18 protein-coding genes, 1 other RNA gene and 2 riboswitches are annotated in these 18,306 nt (G+C 70.0%); of the genes, 11 read left to right on the top strand and 8 right to left on the bottom strand.

Going from position 1 to position 18,306, the window contains the following annotated elements; translation table 11 throughout:
• Positions 1-30: 30 nt before the first annotated feature.
• Positions 31-405 (bottom strand): glycine cleavage system protein GcvH, encoded by a 375-nt coding sequence (gene gcvH / locus LRM40_RS10060; protein ID WP_022981720.1) that lies wholly within the window; start codon positions 403-405, stop codon positions 31-33.
• An 84-nt stretch (positions 406-489) separates the two neighbouring features.
• Positions 490-1,632 (bottom strand): glycine cleavage system aminomethyltransferase GcvT, encoded by a 1,143-nt coding sequence (gene gcvT / locus LRM40_RS10055; protein ID WP_151125650.1) that lies wholly within the window; start codon positions 1,630-1,632, stop codon positions 490-492.
• Positions 1,633-1,685: 53 nt separating this feature from the next.
• Positions 1,686-1,814: riboswitch (glycine riboswitch) on the bottom strand.
• A 16-nt stretch (positions 1,815-1,830) separates the two neighbouring features.
• A riboswitch (glycine riboswitch) is annotated at positions 1,831-1,922 on the bottom strand.
• Positions 1,923-2,028: 106 nt separating this feature from the next.
• Between gcvT and LRM40_RS10050 the strand changes: the two genes are divergently transcribed.
• The 6 genes from LRM40_RS10050 (at position 2,029) to LRM40_RS10025 (ending at position 7,247) form a co-directional block, all read left to right on the top strand.
• On the top strand, positions 2,029-3,702 hold the full coding sequence (locus LRM40_RS10050; protein ID WP_151125651.1) for an acyl-CoA synthetase: 1,674 nt from the start codon (positions 2,029-2,031) through the stop codon (positions 3,700-3,702).
• Positions 3,703-3,792: 90 nt separating this feature from the next.
• Positions 3,793-4,593: an enoyl-CoA hydratase gene (locus tag LRM40_RS10045; RefSeq protein WP_151125652.1), complete on the top strand. Its 801-nt coding sequence runs from the start codon at positions 3,793-3,795 to the stop codon at positions 4,591-4,593.
• The gene (locus LRM40_RS10040) at positions 4,590-5,231 is read left to right on the top strand and encodes a peptidylprolyl isomerase (RefSeq protein WP_211373059.1); all 642 of its coding nucleotides are present in this window, start codon (positions 4,590-4,592) and stop codon (positions 5,229-5,231) included. The genes LRM40_RS10045 and LRM40_RS10040 overlap by 4 nt, the downstream gene beginning before the upstream one ends.
• On the top strand, positions 5,228-5,995 hold the full coding sequence (locus LRM40_RS10035; protein WP_151125653.1) for an SDR family oxidoreductase: 768 nt from the start codon (positions 5,228-5,230) through the stop codon (positions 5,993-5,995). Before LRM40_RS10040 ends, LRM40_RS10035 begins: the two co-directional genes overlap by 4 nt.
• Complete coding sequence (locus LRM40_RS10030) at positions 5,985-6,599, top strand: DinB family protein (protein ID WP_211373060.1); 615 nt, start codon at positions 5,985-5,987, stop codon at positions 6,597-6,599. The genes LRM40_RS10035 and LRM40_RS10030 overlap by 11 nt, the downstream gene beginning before the upstream one ends.
• 96 nt (positions 6,600-6,695) lie before the next feature.
• Positions 6,696-7,247 carry a glutathione peroxidase gene (locus tag LRM40_RS10025; protein ID WP_151125654.1) on the top strand — a complete coding sequence of 184 codons (552 nt, stop codon included), beginning with the start codon at positions 6,696-6,698 and terminating at the stop codon, positions 7,245-7,247.
• 4 nt (positions 7,248-7,251) lie between these two features.
• On the opposite strand, the gene LRM40_RS10020 is transcribed toward LRM40_RS10025, so the two are convergent.
• The 4 genes from LRM40_RS10020 to LRM40_RS10005 all read right to left on the bottom strand — a co-directional run bounded on the left by LRM40_RS10020 (position 7,252) and on the right by LRM40_RS10005 (position 11,374).
• Positions 7,252-8,373, bottom strand: coding sequence for an amidohydrolase (locus LRM40_RS10020; RefSeq protein ID WP_151125655.1), 1,122 nt, complete (start codon positions 8,371-8,373; stop codon positions 7,252-7,254).
• Positions 8,370-10,031: an NAD(P)/FAD-dependent oxidoreductase gene (locus LRM40_RS10015; protein WP_151125656.1), complete on the bottom strand. Its 1,662-nt coding sequence runs from the start codon at positions 10,029-10,031 to the stop codon at positions 8,370-8,372. The genes LRM40_RS10020 and LRM40_RS10015 overlap by 4 nt, the downstream gene beginning before the upstream one ends.
• A 76-nt stretch (positions 10,032-10,107) precedes the next feature.
• Positions 10,108-10,204: signal recognition particle sRNA small type (gene ffs / locus LRM40_RS10010), an RNA gene on the bottom strand.
• 45 nt (positions 10,205-10,249) lie between these two features.
• Entirely contained in the window at positions 10,250-11,374 is a 1,125-nt protein-coding gene (locus tag LRM40_RS10005) for an AIR synthase-related protein (RefSeq protein WP_151125657.1), read from the bottom strand.
• A gap of 72 nt (positions 11,375-11,446) precedes the next feature.
• On the opposite strand from LRM40_RS10005, the gene dnaX reads away from it, so the two are divergent.
• The 3 genes from dnaX to recR are packed head-to-tail and all read left to right on the top strand — an operon-like array spanning position 11,447 to position 14,456.
• The gene (gene dnaX, locus LRM40_RS10000; RefSeq protein ID WP_231067495.1) at positions 11,447-13,501 is read left to right on the top strand and encodes a DNA polymerase III subunit gamma/tau; all 2,055 of its coding nucleotides are present in this window, start codon (positions 11,447-11,449) and stop codon (positions 13,499-13,501) included.
• 30 nt (positions 13,502-13,531) lie between these two features.
• Positions 13,532-13,858 carry a YbaB/EbfC family nucleoid-associated protein gene (locus tag LRM40_RS09995; protein ID WP_022981730.1) on the top strand — a complete coding sequence of 109 codons (327 nt, stop codon included), beginning with the start codon at positions 13,532-13,534 and terminating at the stop codon, positions 13,856-13,858.
• Positions 13,859-13,868: 10 nt separating this feature from the next.
• Entirely contained in the window at positions 13,869-14,456 is a 588-nt protein-coding gene (recR, locus tag LRM40_RS09990; protein WP_151125733.1) for a recombination mediator RecR, read from the top strand.
• A 57-nt stretch (positions 14,457-14,513) separates the two neighbouring features.
• Here recR and LRM40_RS09985 read toward each other — a convergent pair whose 3' ends face one another.
• Entirely contained in the window at positions 14,514-16,238 is a 1,725-nt protein-coding gene (locus tag LRM40_RS09985; RefSeq protein WP_151125734.1) for a transglycosylase SLT domain-containing protein, read from the bottom strand.
• Positions 16,235-17,008 carry a hydroxyacylglutathione hydrolase gene (gene gloB / locus LRM40_RS09980; protein WP_151125735.1) on the bottom strand — a complete coding sequence of 258 codons (774 nt, stop codon included), beginning with the start codon at positions 17,006-17,008 and terminating at the stop codon, positions 16,235-16,237. Before gloB ends, LRM40_RS09985 begins: the two co-directional genes overlap by 4 nt.
• Between gloB and LRM40_RS09975 the strand changes: the two genes are divergently transcribed.
• Together LRM40_RS09975 and rnhA are read left to right on the top strand one after the other, a co-directional pair.
• Complete coding sequence (locus LRM40_RS09975) at positions 17,007-17,858, top strand: class I SAM-dependent methyltransferase (RefSeq protein WP_151125736.1); 852 nt, start codon at positions 17,007-17,009, stop codon at positions 17,856-17,858. The genes gloB and LRM40_RS09975 overlap by 2 nt on opposite strands.
• Positions 17,855-18,295: a ribonuclease HI gene (rnhA, locus tag LRM40_RS09970; RefSeq protein ID WP_151125737.1), complete on the top strand. Its 441-nt coding sequence runs from the start codon at positions 17,855-17,857 to the stop codon at positions 18,293-18,295. Before LRM40_RS09975 ends, rnhA begins: the two co-directional genes overlap by 4 nt.
• The last annotated feature ends 11 nt before the right edge of the window (positions 18,296-18,306 follow it).

Genomic DNA, 18,306 nt, shown 5'->3' with positions numbered 1-18,306 from the left:
GTCTCGGCAGGAACAGGAACGGTCGGCGGATCAGAGGGTCTTGAGCAGGGCGTCGTAGGCGGTGGAGTCCATCAGGCCGTCCAGCTCGGCCGGGGCCGACAGCTTGACCTTGAAGAACCAGCCGGCGCCCAGCGGGTCGCTGTTGGCCAGGGCCGGGTCATTGCGCAGGTCCTCGTTGACTTCGACGATCTCGCCCGAGACGGGCATGTAGACGTCGGCCGCGGCCTTGACCGACTCGACCACACCGGCGATCTCGCCCTTGGCGATGGTCTTGCCCACTTCCGGCAGGTCCACGAAGACCACGTCACCCAGGGCGTCCTGGGCATGCACGGTGATGCCGACGATGGCGGCGGCGGTGTCGGCGATGTTGATCCACTCGTGGTCGTGGGTGAACTTGACGGTCATGGCAGGCTCCTGCGAAGCGTTGAGGGGCAAAAGAAGAGAGAAGAAACAGGCGGGGGGTGCTGGAGGCGGCCCCCGTGGCGACGATCAGCCGCGGTAGTAGCGGTTGGGGGTGAAGGGCATGGCGGCCACCGTCATCGGCAGGCGCTTGCCACGCACTTCGGCGAAGACTTCGGTGCCCACCGCGGCGTGGGCCACCGGCAGGTAGGCCATGGCCACCGGGGTGTTGACGGTGGGGCCCAGGGTGCCGCTGGTGACGGTGCCCAGCGGCGTGCCGTCGGCGGCCACCAGGGCGGTGCCTTCGCGCACCGGGGCGCGCTCCTTGCCCACCAGGCCCACGCGCTTGCGTGTCGGGCCGTTGGCGAACTGGGCGTCGATCACCGCGGCACCGGGATAGCCACCGGCGCGGGCGCCACCGGCTCGGCGCACCTTCTGGATGGCCCAGGTCAGCGCGGCCTCCACCGGGTTGGTGGTGGTGTCGATGTCGTGGCCGTACAGGCACAGGCCGGCTTCCAGGCGCAGGGTGTCACGCGCGCCCAGGCCGGCGGGCTTGACTTCCGGCTCGGCCAGCAGGGCGCGGGCCAGGGCCATGGCCTGGCTTTCATGCACCGAGATCTCGAAGCCGTCCTCGCCGGTGTAGCCCGAGCGGGTGACGAAGCATTCGGCGCCGGCCAGCGTGAACAGGCCGCCGGTCATGAAGGTGAGCGTGGCCACGCCCGGGTTCAGGCGCGACAGGGCGGTGACGGCCTGCGGGCCTTGCAGGGCCAGCAGGGCGCGCTCGGGCAGGGGCTGCACGGTGCAGCGGCTGCCGATGCGGGCTTGCAGGTGGGCGATGTCGGCGTCCTTGCAGCCGGCGTTGACCACCACGAACAGATCGCCGAAGGCGGCCGCGGCGTCACCGGCCGGGCGGGTGATCATCAGGTCGTCCAGCAGGCCGCCCTCGTCGTTGGTGAAGAAGGCGTAGCGTTGTTTGCCGGCGGGCAGGTCGATCACATCGACCGGCACCAGGGTTTCCAGCGCGGCGGCGGCGTCTGCACCGATCAGACGCAACTGGCCCATGTGGGAGACGTCGAACAGCGCGGCGGCCTCGCGGCACTGGCGGTGCTCGGCCATCAGGCCCGAGGGGTATTGCACCGGCATGGCGTAGCCGGCGAAAGGCACCATGCGGGCGCCAAGCTCAAGGTGCAGGGCGTGCAGCGGGGTCTGGAACAGGTCGGCGGCGTCGCTCATGGGGGTGTTTCTCTCGGTCGGGTGGCGGGGCGAATGGCTGAACACATCATCCAAGGGCCCCCGCTGTCCGCTTTACCTGAGAGATTGACAGCACCGCGGGTTGCGCGGGAGGCTGCTTGCCCCTTCGGTGGGCCGGTTCATGGCAGAACTGCCATCGCCGACCTCTCTCCAGTGAGGAACGTGTCGGTGTCGCCACCCACACGGCTGCCAGTCCTTTTGCCTGAGCGTTCGAGGGGTGAGCCTCTGCGCCTTCGGCGGCCCCGGGTGGGGCTCTCTCCTGACATCCATTCAGTGTAACCGGGCGGCGCCGATTTTGGTCAGTTTGCATTCATGTCCGCCGCATAGAGTCGAGGTGTACATTTTTGGAACAACCCCAATAAGCAGAGGAGACAGGCCATGAGCGGCAACCCCAGCGTCACCACGCCCGGCATCTACGACCAGCATCTGGACAAGAATCCGGCCAACTACGTGCCCTTGTCGCCCACCAGCTATGTGGAGCGCACGGCCGAAGTGTTCGGTGACCTGCCCGCCGTGATCCACGGCCAGCGCCGCTACACCTGGGCACAGACGCGTGAGCGCAGTGCCCGCCTGGCGGCTGCCCTGAAGGCGCTGGGCGTGGGACGCGGCACCACTGTCAGCGTGATGCTGCCCAACACGCCGGAGATGGTGGAGGCCCACTATGGCGTGCCCGCCACCGGCGCGGTGCTCAACACCCTGAACACCCGGCTGGATGCGCCGCTGCTGGCTTGGCAGATGAACCACTGCGAGACGCAGGTCTTGATCACCGACACCGAGTTCGGCCCCCTGATGTACGAGGCCCTGCGCCGCCTGCGCGAGGACCATGGCCGCAATCCCATCGTGATCGACGTGGCCGACAGCGAATACACCGGCCGTGCCGAGCGGGTGGGCACGCATGAATACGAGGCCCTGCTGGCCGCACATGCGCCGGTGGACCGGCTTGACGGCCCGGCCGACGAGTGGGACGCCATCGCCGTGAGCTACACCAGCGGCACCACCGGCGACCCCAAGGGCGTGGTCACCCACCACCGCGGCGCCTACCTGAACGCCGTCTGCAACGCCGCCACCTGGACCATGCCGCACTTCCCGGTCTACCTGTGGACGCTGCCGATGTTCCACTGCAACGGCTGGTGCTTCCCCTGGACGATCGCCATGCTCGCCGGCACCCATGTGTGCCTGCGCAAGGTCGACGCCAAGTCCATCCTGGAGGCCATGCGCGAGCACAAGGCCGATCACTACTGCGCCGCGCCCATCGTGCACAACCTGCTGATCTCGGCCGATCCCTCGCTGCGCGACGGCATCACTCAGCGGGTGCGCGGCATGGTGGCGGGCGCGGCACCGCCGGCCGCCATGATCGAGGGCATGGCCAAGATGGGCTTCGACATCACCCACGTCTACGGCCTGACCGAGGTCTACGGCCCGGCGGCGGTGGCGGCCAAGCGGACGTCCTGGGCCAGCGAAAGCCTCTCGGAGCAGACGCGCCTGAATGGCCGCCAGGGTGTGCGCCACACCATGGAAGAGGGCATGACCGTGATGGACCCGGAGACCATGACTGAGGTGCCGGCCGACGGTGCCACCATGGGCGAGATCATGTTCCGCGGCAACGTGGCGATGAAGGGCTACCTGAAGAACCCCAGCGCCACCGACAAGGCCTTTGCCGGCGGCTGGTTCCACACCGGCGACCTGGCCGTGCTGGAGCCCGACCGCTACGTCAAGATCAAGGACCGCAGCAAGGACATCATCATCTCCGGCGGCGAGAACATCAGCTCCATCGAGGTGGAAGACGCGCTGTACCGCCACCCGGCGGTGGCCGCGGCCGCGGTGGTGGCCAAGCCCGACCCGAAGTGGGGCGAGACGCCGGTGGCCTTCGTCGAACTGGCCCTGGGCGCCCAGGTGACGGCCGAAGAGCTGATCGCCCACTGCAAGAGCCTGCTGGCGGGCTACAAGGTGCCGCGCGAGATCCGCTTCGAGCCCATCCCCAAGACCTCCACCGGCAAGATCCAGAAGTTCATGCTGCGCGAGAAGGCCAAGTCCACCGCGGCCTTCGACTGACACCGGGCCCGCCCGGCTTGCCAGCCGCGGCGCGCTGACCTACGCTGAACGGGGGACGCAGTGCGTCCCCCTTTTTTTCGCGGAGAGACCATGCTCACCACCGAGGACCCCCTTCTGCTGCGCAGCCAGGACGCACGCGGCGTCGTCACGCTGACGCTCAACCGGCCGCAGGCCTTCAACGCACTGTCCGAGGCCATGCTGGCCGCGCTGCGCACCGAGCTGGCCGCCATCGCCCGCGACGACAGCGTGCGCGTGGTGGTGCTGGCCGCCGCCGGCCGCGCCTTCTGTGCCGGCCACGATCTGGTGGAGATGCGGGCCCAGCCCTCGGCCGAGTACTACCGCGCCCTGTTCAACGAATGCGGCAAGGTGATGATGGCCATCCAGAAGCTGCCGGTGCCGGTGGTGGCCAAGGTGCAGGGCGTGGCCACGGCCGCGGGCTGCCAGCTGGTGGCCATGTGCGATCTGGCGGTGGCCGCCTCCAGCGCGCGCTTCGCCGTCAGCGGTGTCAACCTGGGCCTGTTCTGTTCCACGCCGGCGGTGGCCCTGTCGCGCAACATCGGCCGCAAGGCGGCCTTCGAGATGCTGGTGACCGGCGAGTTCATCAGCGCCGAGCAGGCCCTGGCCAAAGGCCTGGTCAACCGTGTGGCCACGCCCGAGGCGCTGGACGAGGAGGTCGAGCGGGTGGTGGCCAGCATCGTGGCCAAGCCGCGCACCGCGGTGGCCCTGGGCAAGGAGCTGTTCTACCGCCAGCTCGAATCGGGCATCGAGGCGGCTTACACCGATGCGGCGCAGACCATGGCCTGCAACATGATGGATGAGGCGGCGCTCGAAGGCGTGCAGGCCTTCATCGACAAGCGTCCCCCGGCCTGGGCCCGGAAGGACCCGGCATGAGCGGGGGCGGGGCGCGCCGACGGCGTTTCACGGGCACTTTGCTGGGCTGGGCCATGGGCTGCGTCACGCTGACGGCGGCGCAGGCCGCGGAACTGCCGCGGGTGATGCTGATGACCACCGAAGGGCCCATCGTCATCGCGCTGGACACCCGCCACGCGCCGCGGTCGGCCGGGGACTTCCTGCAGTACGTGCAGCGCGGCCTGTACGACCAGGGCGCCGGCTTCTACCGCGTCGTGCGACGCGACAACGACCACGGCACGCCGCCCATCGAAGTCATCCAGGGCGGGCTGCTGGACGAGAACGACCCGCGCGCGCTGCCGCCGGTGGCTCACGAGAGCACCCGCCAGACCGGGCTGCACCACCTGGACGGCACGGTGTCCCTGGCGCGTGGCGCGCCGGGCACCGGTGGCGGCGCGGCCTTCTTCATCTGCGTGGGGCCGCAGCCGGGGCTGGACGCCGGCGCCTTGCGCAACCCCGATGGCCAGGGCTTTGCCGCCCTGGGGCAGGTGGTGTTCGGCATGGACACGGTGCGCCGCATCCATGCCGGCGACACCGACCCGGCGCTGGGTGAGGCCTATGTGCAAGGACAGATGCTCAAGCAGCCGGTGCGGCTGCTGTGGGCCCGGGAGGTGAAATGAGCCAGGCGGGTGGGGTGGTGTTGGTGACCGGCGGCTCGCGCGGCATCGGGGCAGCGGTGGTGCGCCAGCTGGCGGCCCAGGGCACGGCGGTGCTGTTCAGCTACCGGCGCGAGGTCGCGGCGGCCCAGGCCCTGGTGGCCGAGGTGCAGGCCGCGGGTGGCCTGGCCCGCGCGGTGCCGGCCGACGTGGCCGACGAGGCGCAGGTGCTGGCGATGTTTGCGACGCTGGACGCCTGGTGCGCGGAGCTGGGCCGGCCCTTCATCGGGCTGGTCAACAACGCCGGCGTGCTCGAAACCCAGCGCAAGTTGGTGGATATGGACGTGGGCCGCTGGGAGCGGGTGCTGCGCACGAACGTCATCGGCAGTTTCCTGTGCGCCCGCGAGGCGGTGCGCCGCATGGCGCGCTCGGCCGGCGGCGCTGGCGGGTCCATCGTCAACCTGTCCTCCCGGGCGGCCCGGCTCGGCGCGGCTTTCGAGTACGTGGATTACGCCGCCTCCAAGGCTGCGGTGGACGCGATGACGCTGGGCCTGTCGCGCGAGGTGGCCGCCGAGGGCATCCGCGTCAACGCGGTGGCGCCGGGGCTGATCCGCACCGACATCCATGCCAGTGGCGGCGAGCCCGGCCGCGTGGACCGCCTTTCTGCGGCCGTGCCTCTGGGCCGCGGCGGCGAGCCCGAGGAGGTGGCGCAGGCCGTGCTGTGGCTGCTGTCCGAGGCTTCCTCGTACACGACCGGCACGGTGCTGGAGGTGTCGGGTGGCCGCTGACCGCATCGCCAGCCGGCCGCTGGCCCACCATCTGGAGACCCAGGCCTGCAACAACGCCTGGGCCAACCTGCGGCTGCTGGACGCCTGCGCGGCCCTGCGGCCCGGCGAGTTCGAGGCGCCGCGCACCGGCTTCTTTCCCAGCCTGCGCGCCACGCTGAACCACAACCTGACGGTGGACTGGTTCTATGTGGATGCGCTGGAGCGCAGCCTGCGTGGCGAGGCACCCCACCCCGCGCCCGCGGAGTTCTTCGAGCCCGAGCAGCCCTGCGCCGATGTGGGCACGCTGGCGGCGGCGCAGCAGGCGGTGGACCTGCGGCTCATCGGCCTGTGCCGACGGCTGGTGGATGCCGATCTGGTCGGCGTGGTGCGCATCCGGCGCGCCCAGGGTGAGCAGCGGGACAGCCGTCAGCGTATCCTGGCCCATCTGTTCCAGCACCAGATCCACCACCGTGGGCAGGCCCATGCCATGCTGTCGGCCACCTCGGTGGCACCGCCGCAGCTCGACGAGTTCTACTGCGCGGGCGAAGCGCCGTTGCGGGCAGCGGAACTGGCCCGTCTGGGCCTGGACGAAGCCACGATCTGGGGGCCGGGCGACGGTCCTTGAACGGTCCGCGGGTCACCCCTGGCGCCATGGGGTTGGGCCCGGCCGGCTAAGCTGGCCGGAGTCTTCAACTCTGGCCGGCCCCGCCGGTTCAACACCATGACCACGTCCGCGATCTACGACATTCCCCTGCAACGCCTGAACGGCACGCGCGCCACGCTGGGCGAATACAAGGGCAAGGTGCTGCTGATCGTGAACGTGGCGTCCAAGTGCGGCCTGACCCCGCAGTACGAGGCGCTGGAAGCCCTCTACGAGGCCCAGAGCACCAAGGGCCTGGAAGTGCTGGGCTTCCCCTGCAACGACTTCCTGGGGCAGGAGCCCGGCACGGCCGAGGAGATCCAGAGCTTCTGCACCGCCAACTTCGGCGTGAAGTTCCCGATGTTCGAGAAGGTCAACATCAACAGCAGCCCGCGCCATCCGCTGTACGCCGCGCTGATCGCGGCCCAGCCCAAGGCCGATGCGGCCAACGGCACCGCCTTCCGCGAGCGCCTGGGTTCCAAGAACCTGCTGCCGGCCAACGACAGCGACGTGATGTGGAACTTCGAGAAGTTCCTGGTCGGCCGTGACGGCACCGTGGTGGCCCGTTTCTCGCCGGACGTGACGCCCGATCACCCGGCCCTGAAGGCCGCCATCGAGAAGGCCCTGGGCTGATCGCTCAGGCGAACTCGTCGCCGAACATGAGCCGCCACGCATTCCGGTAGGCCACCTGTTCCTGGACCGGCTTGGGCAGCTGGGCCAGGAAGTGACGGTGCTTGCTGTCGTAGCTGGCGATGCGCTCCAGCCGGTCGCCCCCCAGGTCCAGCGCGGACAGGAAGCGCTGGGGGTGGGCGACGATGAGGTCGCGCCACTCGTCCTTGAGGCCGCCCAGGGCGCTCCACACCCGGGCCTGGCGCTGTCCGCTGGCCGGGTAGATGGACATGGCATCGCCGAAGGCGGTGTCGAAGGACAGCTGCGGAAATCGCTGGATCAGCGAGGCCACGTAGTCCGCGGTGTAGTGCGGTGCGCGCTCCTCGTAGCGGATCTGGGCCAGATGGCACCACACGACCCGGGCCTTCGGGTACTGGGTCAGCATCTTCTCCAGGGGCGGGAAGTTGGCGTCTTCCAGCTCATAGTGGAGCTGGAAGGCCAGCTCCGTGCGACTGGCCAGGCCGAACACCGCATGCCCGGTCGGCCCGTCGATCGGCAGCCTGGCCTCGCGCTCGAACTCGCCGCGCTTGACCTGCCGTGGCGACGGGTAGTGGTGGAACTCGTATTCACCCAGCAGCAGCAACTGCCCCTGGCGGGCCGCCGCCTCCTGCGCGGCCACGAAACCCGTCGGGTCCTCGTTCAGGCAGGGCCCCTGGCCGCCGTTGCCCACGGGGATGAAGCGGTCGGGGTAGGCGGCGAGCAGGCGCTGGTTGAGCGGGTCGTAGCGCACGCCGCGTTCATACTGGCCATGGCCGATGTCGGCCGACAGCGCCATCAGGCCGATGTGCCGGTTGTCCAGCGCCTTGGCGATGTCGTCCAGATCCAGCTTCTGCGAATGGCAGGAGCTTTCGATGTCGATGTAGGGCAGGTGGCCGTCGGCGAGCAGCGCCTTGAGCCGCTTGGCATAGCCCTGGCGCAGGGCGGCCACATCGAGGGCCGGGGATGCCGGCGACGGGGCCGAGGCGGCAGCCATGGGTTCTGCCGGCGTGGCCTCCGCCGCCCGTGCGATGGCCGGGCAGGCCGCCGCGCCCATCCAGCCCAGGATGCGCCGACGCTTCAATGCAGAGGGAAGGGCGGGAAGGGCGTTCATGCGCCCAGCATACTGCGCCCCACGGCCTCGGCCACCTCGATGCCATCCACCCCGGCGGACATGATGCCGCCGGCATAACCGGCGCCTTCGCCGGCCGGGTACAGGCCGCGGGTGTTGAGGCTCTGGTAGTCCTTGCCGCGGTTCACGCGCAGCGGCGAGGAGGTGCGGGTCTCGACCCCGGTCAGTACGGCGTCGCGCATCGAGAAGCCCTTGATCTGGCGCTCGAAGGCGGGCAGGGCCTCGCGGATGGCGTCCAGCACGTACTCGGGCAGCACGGTGCGGCCGGGCTGGTCCAGGTGCACCAGCTGCACACCCGGCTTGTACGAGGGCTGGACGCTGCCCAGCGCGCTGCTGCGCTGGCGCTTGAGGAAGTCGCCCACCAGCGAGGCTGGGGCGATGTAGCCGCCGCCGCCCAGTTCGTAGGCGCGCGATTCCCAGAAGCGCTGAAAGGCCATGCCGTCCAGCGGGTTGACCGGGCCGCTGCCGCCGGGGTCCTGCCGGTAGTCGGCGGGGTTGATGCCCACGACGATGCCGGCGTTGGCATTGCGCTCGGCGCGCGAGTACTGGCTCATGCCGTTGGTGACGACGCGCTCCAGCTCGGAGGTGGCCGCCACCACCGTGCCACCCGGGCACATGCAGAAGCTGTAGACGCCGCGGCCGTTGCTGGCGTGGTGCACCAGCTTGTAATCGGCCGCACCCAGGATGGCGTTGCCCGCGTTGGGGCCGAAACGGGCCCGGTCGATCAGGCTTTGCGGGTGCTCGATGCGAAAGCCCACCGAGAAGGGCTTGGCTTCCATCTGCACGCCACGGCCATGCAGCATTTGGAAGGTGTCGCGCGCGCTGTGGCCCAGGGCCAGCACCACATGGTCGGTGCGGATCTCCTCGCCCGATTCCAGCATCACGCCGCGCACCTGACGCTCACCGTCGCGGGTCTCCACCAGCAGGTCGGTCACCTTCTGCTGGAAGCGGATCTCGCCGCCCAGCTCGATGATCTCGGCGCGGATCTTCTCGACCATGCTCACCAGGCGGAAGGTGCCGATGTGCGGCTTGGAGACGTAGAGGATCTCCTCTGGCGCGCCGGCTTTCACGAATTCGGTCAGCACCTTGCGGGTGAGGTGGCGCGGGTCGCTGATCTGGCTCCAGAGCTTGCCGTCGGAGAAGGTGCCGGCGCCGCCTTCGCCGAACTGCACGTTCGACTCGGGGTTGAGCTGCCTCTGGCGCCACAGGCCCCAGGTGTCCTGGGTGCGCTCGCGCACGGCCTTGCCGCGCTCCAGCACGATGGGCCGCAGGCCCATCTGGGCCAGGATCAGCGCGCTGAAGATGCCGCAGGGCCCGAAACCGATGACCACCGGGCGCGGTCGCTCGGTGGCGTAGAAGTCGGCCGGTGCATGGCCGATGAACTGGTAGCGGGTGTCCGGCGTGGGGCGGATGTGCGGGTCATCGGCCAGTCGCCGGGCCACGGCGGCCTCGTCGGCCAACTCGCAGTCCAGGGTGTAGATCAGCACGATGGCCGTCTTCTTGCGGGCGTCGTAGCCACGGCGGAAGACGTTGAAGCCGCGCAGCTCCTCGTCACGGATGCCCAGCCGCGCCACGATGGCGGGGCGCAGGGCCTCCTCGGGATGGTTCAGCGGCAGGCGCAGTTCGGTGATGCGGAGCATGGGCTGTGGGGGCGGGCAGGGCCCCAAAAGCACAAGACCGCCCGGCAGCCAGGCTGCGGCGGTCTTGAAGAAGAGGGGTGACGAGCCTGGACTCGGCACTGGTCACAACGGTTAGGGCTGCTTGGTTCCCCACCTGACCCGGTTGGCCGTGCTTCCATGCGAGGAGGCCCGTCACCGACCATTGTATGCGAAAGGCGCGGGGCCTTTCGCCGTGAGGTTCAGCGCAGCTGCAGATCCTCGGTGCCGAAGGTCACGCCGATGGGCTCGATCACGACCTGCTTGGGGCCTTCCTCGACCTGACCGGCCACCCAGGCGTCCACGCCCTGGGCCTTGGAAATTTCTACTACGCGCTGCGCATCGGCGGCGTTGACGAACAGCGCGAAGCCGGCGCCCATGTTCAGCGTGGAGTAGGCCTCGCGGTCGTCCTGCTGGGCATGCTGCTGGATGAACTTCAGCACCGGGGTGACCGGCGGCACGGTGTGGATGCGGTAGGTCTGGGCGCTGGCGTGGCGCAGCAGCTTGCGCCAGCCGTGGCCGGTGATGTTGGCGCTGTAGTTCACCGCGATGCCGGCGGCGGCCAGGGCTTCGGTGACCGGGCTGTAGAGGATGGTCGGGGCCAGCAGGGCCTCGCCATAGCTCAGGCCGGGGCTCACCTCGGTCAGGTAGCCCTGGGGCAGGCGCTCGACCAGCTTGCGCGCCAGGCTCAGGCCGTTGGCATGGATGCCGCTGGAGGCCAGCAGCACGATGGCATTGCCCGGGGCGAGGTTGTCGCCGACGCTCAGGCGGGTCTTGGGGCTGATGATGCCGGTGCAGGAGGCCGCCAGGTCGATGCGGCCGGCCTCGACGATGCCGGCCAGCGCCGGGGTCTCGCCGCCGCCCCAGGCCACCTTGCAGGTGTCGCAGGCCTTCTTCCAGCCTTCCACCAGGGCCTGGGCGCGCTGGGCATCGCCGAACCAGTCGCTGCCGCCGGCCGCCCAGTAAGCCTGCACCACCAGGGGCGTTGCGCCCACGGTGATCAGGTCGTTGACCGCCATCGCGATGGTGTCCTGGGCGATGCTGTCGTAGTAGCTCTTGCCGGTCAGGGCCTTCATCTCGTCGGCCACCAGGGCCTTGGAGCCCAGGCATTCGACGATGCTGGCCAGGTAGAACGGGCCCACGTCCACCACATAGGCGGATTCGCCGCGCGAGGCCTTCACCTCGGAGAAGCCGTGGCCGGCCAGGTGGCCCGCCGTGGCGGCAGCCGCGCGCTGGGCCGCCACCTTGAGCGGGTCGATCAGGTCGTAGTTGACGCCAGCCTGCTCGTAGCTCAGGGTGGACGGGTTGGAGGAGGCGGAGGAACTCATGGGGCGGGATTATCCGATACCGACTGCCCCTGGGGGAGGATGGTCGCGCATCCGGTTCCTTAGAATGGCCGGATGAGTTATGTCGTCCTGGCCCGCAAGTACCGGCCCCGCAGCTTCGAGGAGATGGTGGGGCAGGACCATGTCGTGCGTGCGCTCACCCATGCGCTGGAGCAGGGGCGGCTGCACCATGCCTACCTGTTCACCGGCACGCGCGGCATCGGCAAGACGACCGTCTCGCGCATCCTGGCCAAGAGCCTGAACTGCGTCGGCCCGGACGGGCAGGGTGGTGTCACGGCCCATCCCTGCGGCGTGTGCTCCGCCTGCCGGGAGATCGATGCCGACCGCTACATCGACTACGTGGAGCTGGACGCGGCCTCCAACCGCAGCATCGACGAGATCCGCGAGCTGATCGAGCGGGCAGCCTACAAGCCCACCGTCGGCCGCTTCAAGGTCTTCATGATCGACGAGGCGCACCAGCTCACCAAGGACGCCTTCAACGCCCTGCTCAAGACACTGGAAGAGCCGCCCGAGTACCTGAAGTTCGTGCTGGCCACGACCGACCCCGAGAAGATGCTGCCCACGGTGCTGAGCCGCTGCCTGCAGTTCAACCTGCGGCCGATGGCGCCGCAGACGGTGGCCGAGCACCTCACGCGGGTGCTGGAGGCCGAGCAGGTGCCGGTGGAGCCCGGCGCCTTGCGGCTGCTGTCGCGGGCGGCGCGCGGTTCCATGCGCGACGCGCTGTCACTGACCGACCAGGCCATCGCCTATGGCGGCGGCCAGCTGCAGGAGGCCAGCGTGCGCGCCATGCTGGGCACGGTGGACCGGCGCCACGCCGAGCGCCTGGTGCAGGCCCTGGCGGCCCGAGATGGGCGGGCGGTGCTGGCCGAGGTGGATGGCCTGCGCGACCGCGGTCTGTCGGCCGCTGGCACGCTGGAAGAGCTGGCGCGCCTGCTGCAGCAGATGGCGGTGGAACAGGCCGTGCCAGGCGCCCTGGACGAGACCGATCCCGACACCGAGGCGGGGCGCCGCCTGGCCCCGGCCCTGGCGCCTGACGAAACCCAGCTGCTCTACAGCATGGCGGTACACGGCCGGGCCGAGTTGCCCCTGGCCCCGGACGAATACGCCGGCCTGGCCATGGTGCTGCTGCGCTTCCTGGCCTTCCCCTCGGCCGAGGGTGGCGCAGCGCGCAGCGCCGCACCGCCGAGCCGATCCAGCGCGCCGCTGGTGGCCCCGGCAGCCGCGGCCTCGGTGGCCGTGCCGGTGGTGTCCCCCCGGGGGGATGCCACTGCCGCACGGGCCCCAGCGGCTGCTTCCAGCCACACCGTGGCGCCGGCCGTGCCCGCGCCGCCGGTGGCGCCGGAGGCGGTCCGTCCCGCGCCAGCCCCGGTGGCCGCTGCCGCGCCTGTGCCGGCCCCGCGCGTGCCGGTGACGCCCGCCGCGCCTCCCCAGGCATCGGCGCCCGTGCGAGCCGCGTCCGCACGACCGCAGCCGCCGGTGGCCGCCGACGAGCCGCCCCCCTGGATGGACGAGGCGCCGTTCGAGGGCGAGGTCGTGGCCCGGCCGGCGGCCCGCAGCCCGCGCAGTGCTGATCCCGAGCCCGAGCCTGCACCGCACGACGTCCCGGACGATCCGCAGGACGCCGCACCCTGGCCCGACGAGGCCGCCACTGCGCCGGCGCCCGCCATGCCGGCGCGCCGGGCGCTGCCCGAGGTGGCGCGCACGCCGCTGGGCGACCGCTGGGCCGAGGCCGTGGCCGGCATGCAGGCCACGGGCAGCCTGGTGGCCTTGGTGCGTGAATTGGCCCTGCAGTCCGAGCTGGTGGCCATCGCGCCGGCTGCCGATGGGCAGGGCGAGCAGTGGCAGCTGCGTGTGGAGCGCGAGCCGCTGCGTGCGCCGCCCCTGGTGGACAAGCTGCAGAAGGCCCTGCAGGCCTGGTCCGGAAAGACCATCCGCCTGGAGGCGGTGGCCGGTGTGGCCCAGGATTCGCCCGCGCTGCGCGAGACCGAGCGCCTGGCCCGCCGCCAGCGCGAGGCCGAAGAAGTGATCCAATCCGATCCCCTGGTGCAGTCGCTGCTGGCGCAGTTCAGCACGGCGCGCATCGTTCCCGGCTCGATCAAGCCGGTCTGATCTGAACACGTTCTCGAAAGGAAGCTCCCCATGATGAAGGGTCAACTCGCCGGCCTGATGAAGCAGGCCCAGGCCATGCAGGACAACCTCAAGAAGGCCCAGGAAGAGCTGGCGCTGATCGAGGTGGAAGGCCAGTCCGGCGCCGGGCTGGTCAAGGTCCTGATGACCTGCAAGAACGACGTCAAGCGCGTGACCATCGACCCCAGCCTGCTCGCCGACGACAAGGACATGCTGGAGGACCTGGTGGCCGCCGCCTTCAACGACGCGGTGCGCCGTGCCGAGCAGACCAGCCAGGAGAAGATGAGCAAGCTGACCGCCGGCCTGCCGCTGCCTCCGGGCATGAAGATGCCGTTCTGACCCGGTCCTTGTGTCGCAGACCGCCCTCGAGACCCTGATCGACGCCCTGCACCGCCTGCCGGGCGTGGGTGTGAAGTCGGCCCAGCGCATGGCTTTTCATCTGCTGCAGCACGACCGTCAGGCCGCAGCCGAGCTGGCCCGGGCGCTGGACGGTGCGCTGGCGGCGGTGCGCCACTGTGCCCGCTGCTACACCTTCACCGAAGGCGAGATCTGCCCGGTGTGCAGCGACGACGCGCGGGATGCGCGTCTGCTGTGCGTGGTGGAGACGCCGGCCGACCAGGCCGCGCTGGAGCGCACCGGCAGCTACCACGGCCTCTATTACGTGCTGATGGGGCGCATGAGCCCGCTCGATGGCGTGGCCCTGTCCGATCTGGGCAGCCAAGGCCTGGTGCAGCGCGCACTCGATGGCGTGGTGGAGGAGGTGATCCTGGCCACCAGCTTCACCGCCGAAGGCGAGGCCACCGCCCATGTGTTGGCCCAGGGTCTCAAGAGCCGGGGCCTGAAGGTCACCCGACTGGCCCGCGGCGTGCCTGCGGGCAGCGAGCTGGAGTACGTGGACCTGTCCACCATCGCCCACGCGCTGAACGACCGCCGCTAGGCGGTGCCGCCCCGCGCCCGGTGCGCGGCGGGAGGGGCCCCGCCCTGACTCGGCGGATCAGCGCTGCGCGACCCGCACGTTGGACTTGGCGGTCGGCTTGGCGGCGCTGGCCGTCTTGGTGCTGCGGGTGTTCACGCTGCGGCTGGCCTTGTGAGAGGACTTGACCTCCTTCTTGGCCGGGCTGGCGTCTGCCACCTTGGTGGCACGGGCCGCGGTGCGCGACGAACTCTTGCGCGAGCTGCTGGTGGCGGCCTTGCCGCGGCTGGGCTCATCGCGGGCATCGTCCGCGCGGGCCACGGCCACGGCGGCCTTGGTCGGCAGGTACACCACGAAGCTGCTGCCCGGCTTGAAGCGGCCCGTGCTGGAGGTCTTGTTCCACTGGGCCACCTGGCTGGCGCTGACCTTGTAGCGGCGGGCCACTGCGGCCACGGTGTCACCCTTGCGTCCGGCCTTCAGCGCCACCTTGCGCAGCGGCGGCACGTCCGGGGCCAGCGCGATCATGCCGCTGTCGGCCACCTCGGCCGAGACATCGGCCGTGCGGGTGGCCGAGCGCGGCACCAGCAGGGTGGAGCCGGCCTTGACCAGCATCTTGGCGGGAATGCGGTTCACGCGGCGCAGCTCGTCTTCGTCCATGCCCACCATCTTGGCGGCATCGACCGGGCGCAGGGTGCGCGGTGCCACCCAGGCCGTCCAGCTGGCCAGCTGGCCGGGGTACTGCTGGATGCGAGAGACGAACTGGGCGGCGGCGTCATAGGGCAGCAGCACCTGGTCGGTGCCCGCGGCCAGCATCACCGGCTTGTTGACCTGGGGGTTGAGCTGACGGAATTCCTCCAGCGACACGCCGGCCAGCTTGGCGGCCAGGTCCACGTCGATGTCGCGGTCCAGGGGAACGCTCAGGAAGTAGGGGTGGTTCTGCAGCGGCGGCAGGTTGATCGCGAACTGCTCGGGGTGGGCCACGATGTTCTTGATGGCCTGGAGCTTGGGCACGTAATTGCGGGTTTCCGCCGGCATGCGCAGGCTCTCATAGTCGGTCGGCAGGCCGGCCGCCTCGTTGCGCTTGATGGCCTTCTGCACGCTGCCTTCACCCCAGTTGTAGGCGGCCAGGGCCAGTTGCCAGTCGTTGAACATGCCGTAGAGCTTCTGCAGGTAGTCCAGCGCGGCACGGGTGGAGGCCAGCACGTCACGCCGGTCATCGCGGAACACGTTCTGCTTGAGGTCGAAGGTCTTGCCGGTGGCCGGGACGAACTGCCACATGCCGGAGGCCTGGGCCGTCGACACGGCATGCGGGTTGAAGGCGCTTTCGACGAAGGGCAGCAGCGCCAGCTCGGTGGGCATGTGGCGCTTCTGGATCTCGGAGACCACGTGGTACAGGTAGCGGCTGCCGCGGTCCACCATGCGCTGGATGTAGTCGGGCTTGCTGGCGTAGAACTGCTCCTGCTTGCGAACCAGGTCGTTGTCCAGGTCCGGCATGGCAAAGCCCGAGCGGATGCGCAGCCAGAGATCCTCCTGGGCGGCGGCGGACTGCGTGTCGACCGGCTGGTCGGCATCCAGCGGGTCCACCGGCACCGGTGCGGACGCCGGCTGGCCGGGGCCCAGAGCGGCCAGCGGGGCGCCCTTGCGATCCGGCGCGGGCGCCGGGCTCAGGTCGGCCAGCGGCGGCGGCATGCCGGCGCTGCCGCTGGGGCCAGCCGATGGGGTGTTGCTCTCGGGGTTCGAGGTCGGTGTCGCGCATCCGGATAGAAGGGCGGCCAGCACGGCCACGAAGCAGAGGGCTTTTCTCATCGGTAGGTGTTCTTCCAGCCGCGCAGGGCGGCAAAGACGGAAATCTCGTCGTGGGCGGAAGGATCGTGCGAGCGCGCGCTCGCGACGACCCCGGGCTGCGTGCAGCGCAGGAAGGGGTTGATCGCCAGTTCTTCGGTCAAGGTGGACGGCAGGGTGGGCAGGCCCTGCGCGCGCAGCGACTGGCAGCGCTCGGCGAAACGCCGAAGCGCTTCATTGTCCGGCTCGACCTGCAGGGCGAACTTGAGGTTGCTCAGCGTGTACTCGTGGGCGCAGCAGATCCGCGTGCTGCCAGGCAGGGCGGCAATGCGGGACAGCGAGTCCACCATTTGGGCGGGCGTGCCTTCGAAGAGCCGGCCACATCCGGCGGAAAACAGGGTGTCGCCGCAGAAGAGCAGGGGGGCTTCTGAGGGTGTGCCGGGCAGGAAGTAGGCCACATGACCGGCGGTGTGACCCGGCACATCCAGAACCTCGAAATCCAGGCCGTTCCAGCGCAGGGACTGGCCACCGGAGCGAGCCGTCACAGGCACGGGCAGGGCCTCGTGCGCGGGGCCCCACAGGGGGCCATCGAGCAGGGGCAGCAGGTCCTGCAGTCCCCCCACATGATCGGCATGGTGGTGGGTCACTAGAATGCCCGTCAGTGCCAGCGCTCGGTCTGCAAGGGCTTGGCGCACAGGCGCAGCATCACCCGGATCGACCACGAGGGCCTCGCGACCGTCGTGCAGCATCCAGATGTAGTTGTCGGCAAAGGCGGGAAGTGCGACGAGATCCATGACAACAGGTGAAGCCCCGATTATAGGGTTGGCCCCTTGGCTGGAAACCCCGCCCGGGCAGTACCTGCTGGCATGGGAGCAGGCTCAGCTGGACCAGGCGGTGGCAGACCTGTTCGGCTTTCATGCCCTGCAGATGGGGCTGCCCCACCTGGAGGCACTGCGCGCCAACCGCATGCCCAACCGCTGGTTGGCCTGCGGGGCTTTCGGGGCCGAAGACATTGAGGCCGCCACCGCCCATGCCTTGTGCTGCGAGCCGGAATGTCTGCCGTTTCCCGATCAGAGCCTGGACCTGGTGGTGCTGCCGCACACGCTGGAACGGGCGGCTGACCCGCACCGCAGTCTGGCCGAGGTGGAGCGCGTGTTGCGCCCCGAGGGTCGGGTGGTGATCGTCGGGCTCAATCCGGTGAGCCTGTGGGGCCTGCGTCAGCGCGGGGGGCGGTTGGCGCGCTGGGTCGGGCTGTGGCGCCAGCAGCCCTGCTATCTGCCGGCGGGCGAGGAGTGGATCGGCTACTGGCGGCTGCGGGATTGGCTGCGCCTGCTGAACTTCGAACTGGAAGTGGGCCGCATGGGCTGTTATCGTCCGCCCCTTTTGACGCAGCGCTGGCTGGACCGCTATGCGTGGATGGAACGGGTGGGTGCCCATTGGTGGCCGGTGCTGGGCGCGGCCTATTTCATCGTCGCGGTCAAGCGGGTGAGGGGCATGCGTCTGGTGGGGCTGAGCCGCAAGCCGCGGGTGGCGGGCGCGGTGGCTGCGCCCGCCTCGGCCATTGGCCGCTGGTCGCCGCCGTCCCATTCCCGGGCGGACCCGACCGGACAGTCCTCGGCGCGAACACACACGGAAGACACATGAGCGAGGTCACGATCTACACCGATGGCGCCTGCAAGGGCAACCCGGGTCCGGGCGGCTGGGGCGCCTGGATGCGCTGGGGCGAGCACGAGAAGGAGCTCTGGGGCGGAGAACCCCAGACGACCAACAACCGCATGGAGCTGACGGCGGTCATCCAGGCGCTGTCGCTGCTGAAGCGGCGCTGCACAGTGGCCATCTACACCGACAGCGAATATGTGCGCAATGGCATCACGAGCTGGATCCATGGCTGGAAGCGGCGCGGCTGGCGCACCGCCGACAACAAGCCAGTGAAGAACGTGGAGCTCTGGCAGCAGCTGGACAGCCTGGCACAGCAGCACGATGTGGCCTGGCACTGGGTCAAGGGCCATGCCGGCGATCCGGGCAACGAACGCGCGGACGCCCTGGCCAACCGGGGGGTCGAATCGGTGGCCAGGCGCTGAACCGCCGGGCG

The sequence above is a fragment of the Ideonella dechloratans genome (assembly GCF_021049305.1).
Classification (GTDB): Bacteria; Pseudomonadota; Gammaproteobacteria; order Burkholderiales; family Burkholderiaceae_C; genus Ideonella; species Ideonella dechloratans.
This window is presented reverse-complemented; position numbering and strand designations above follow the sequence as displayed.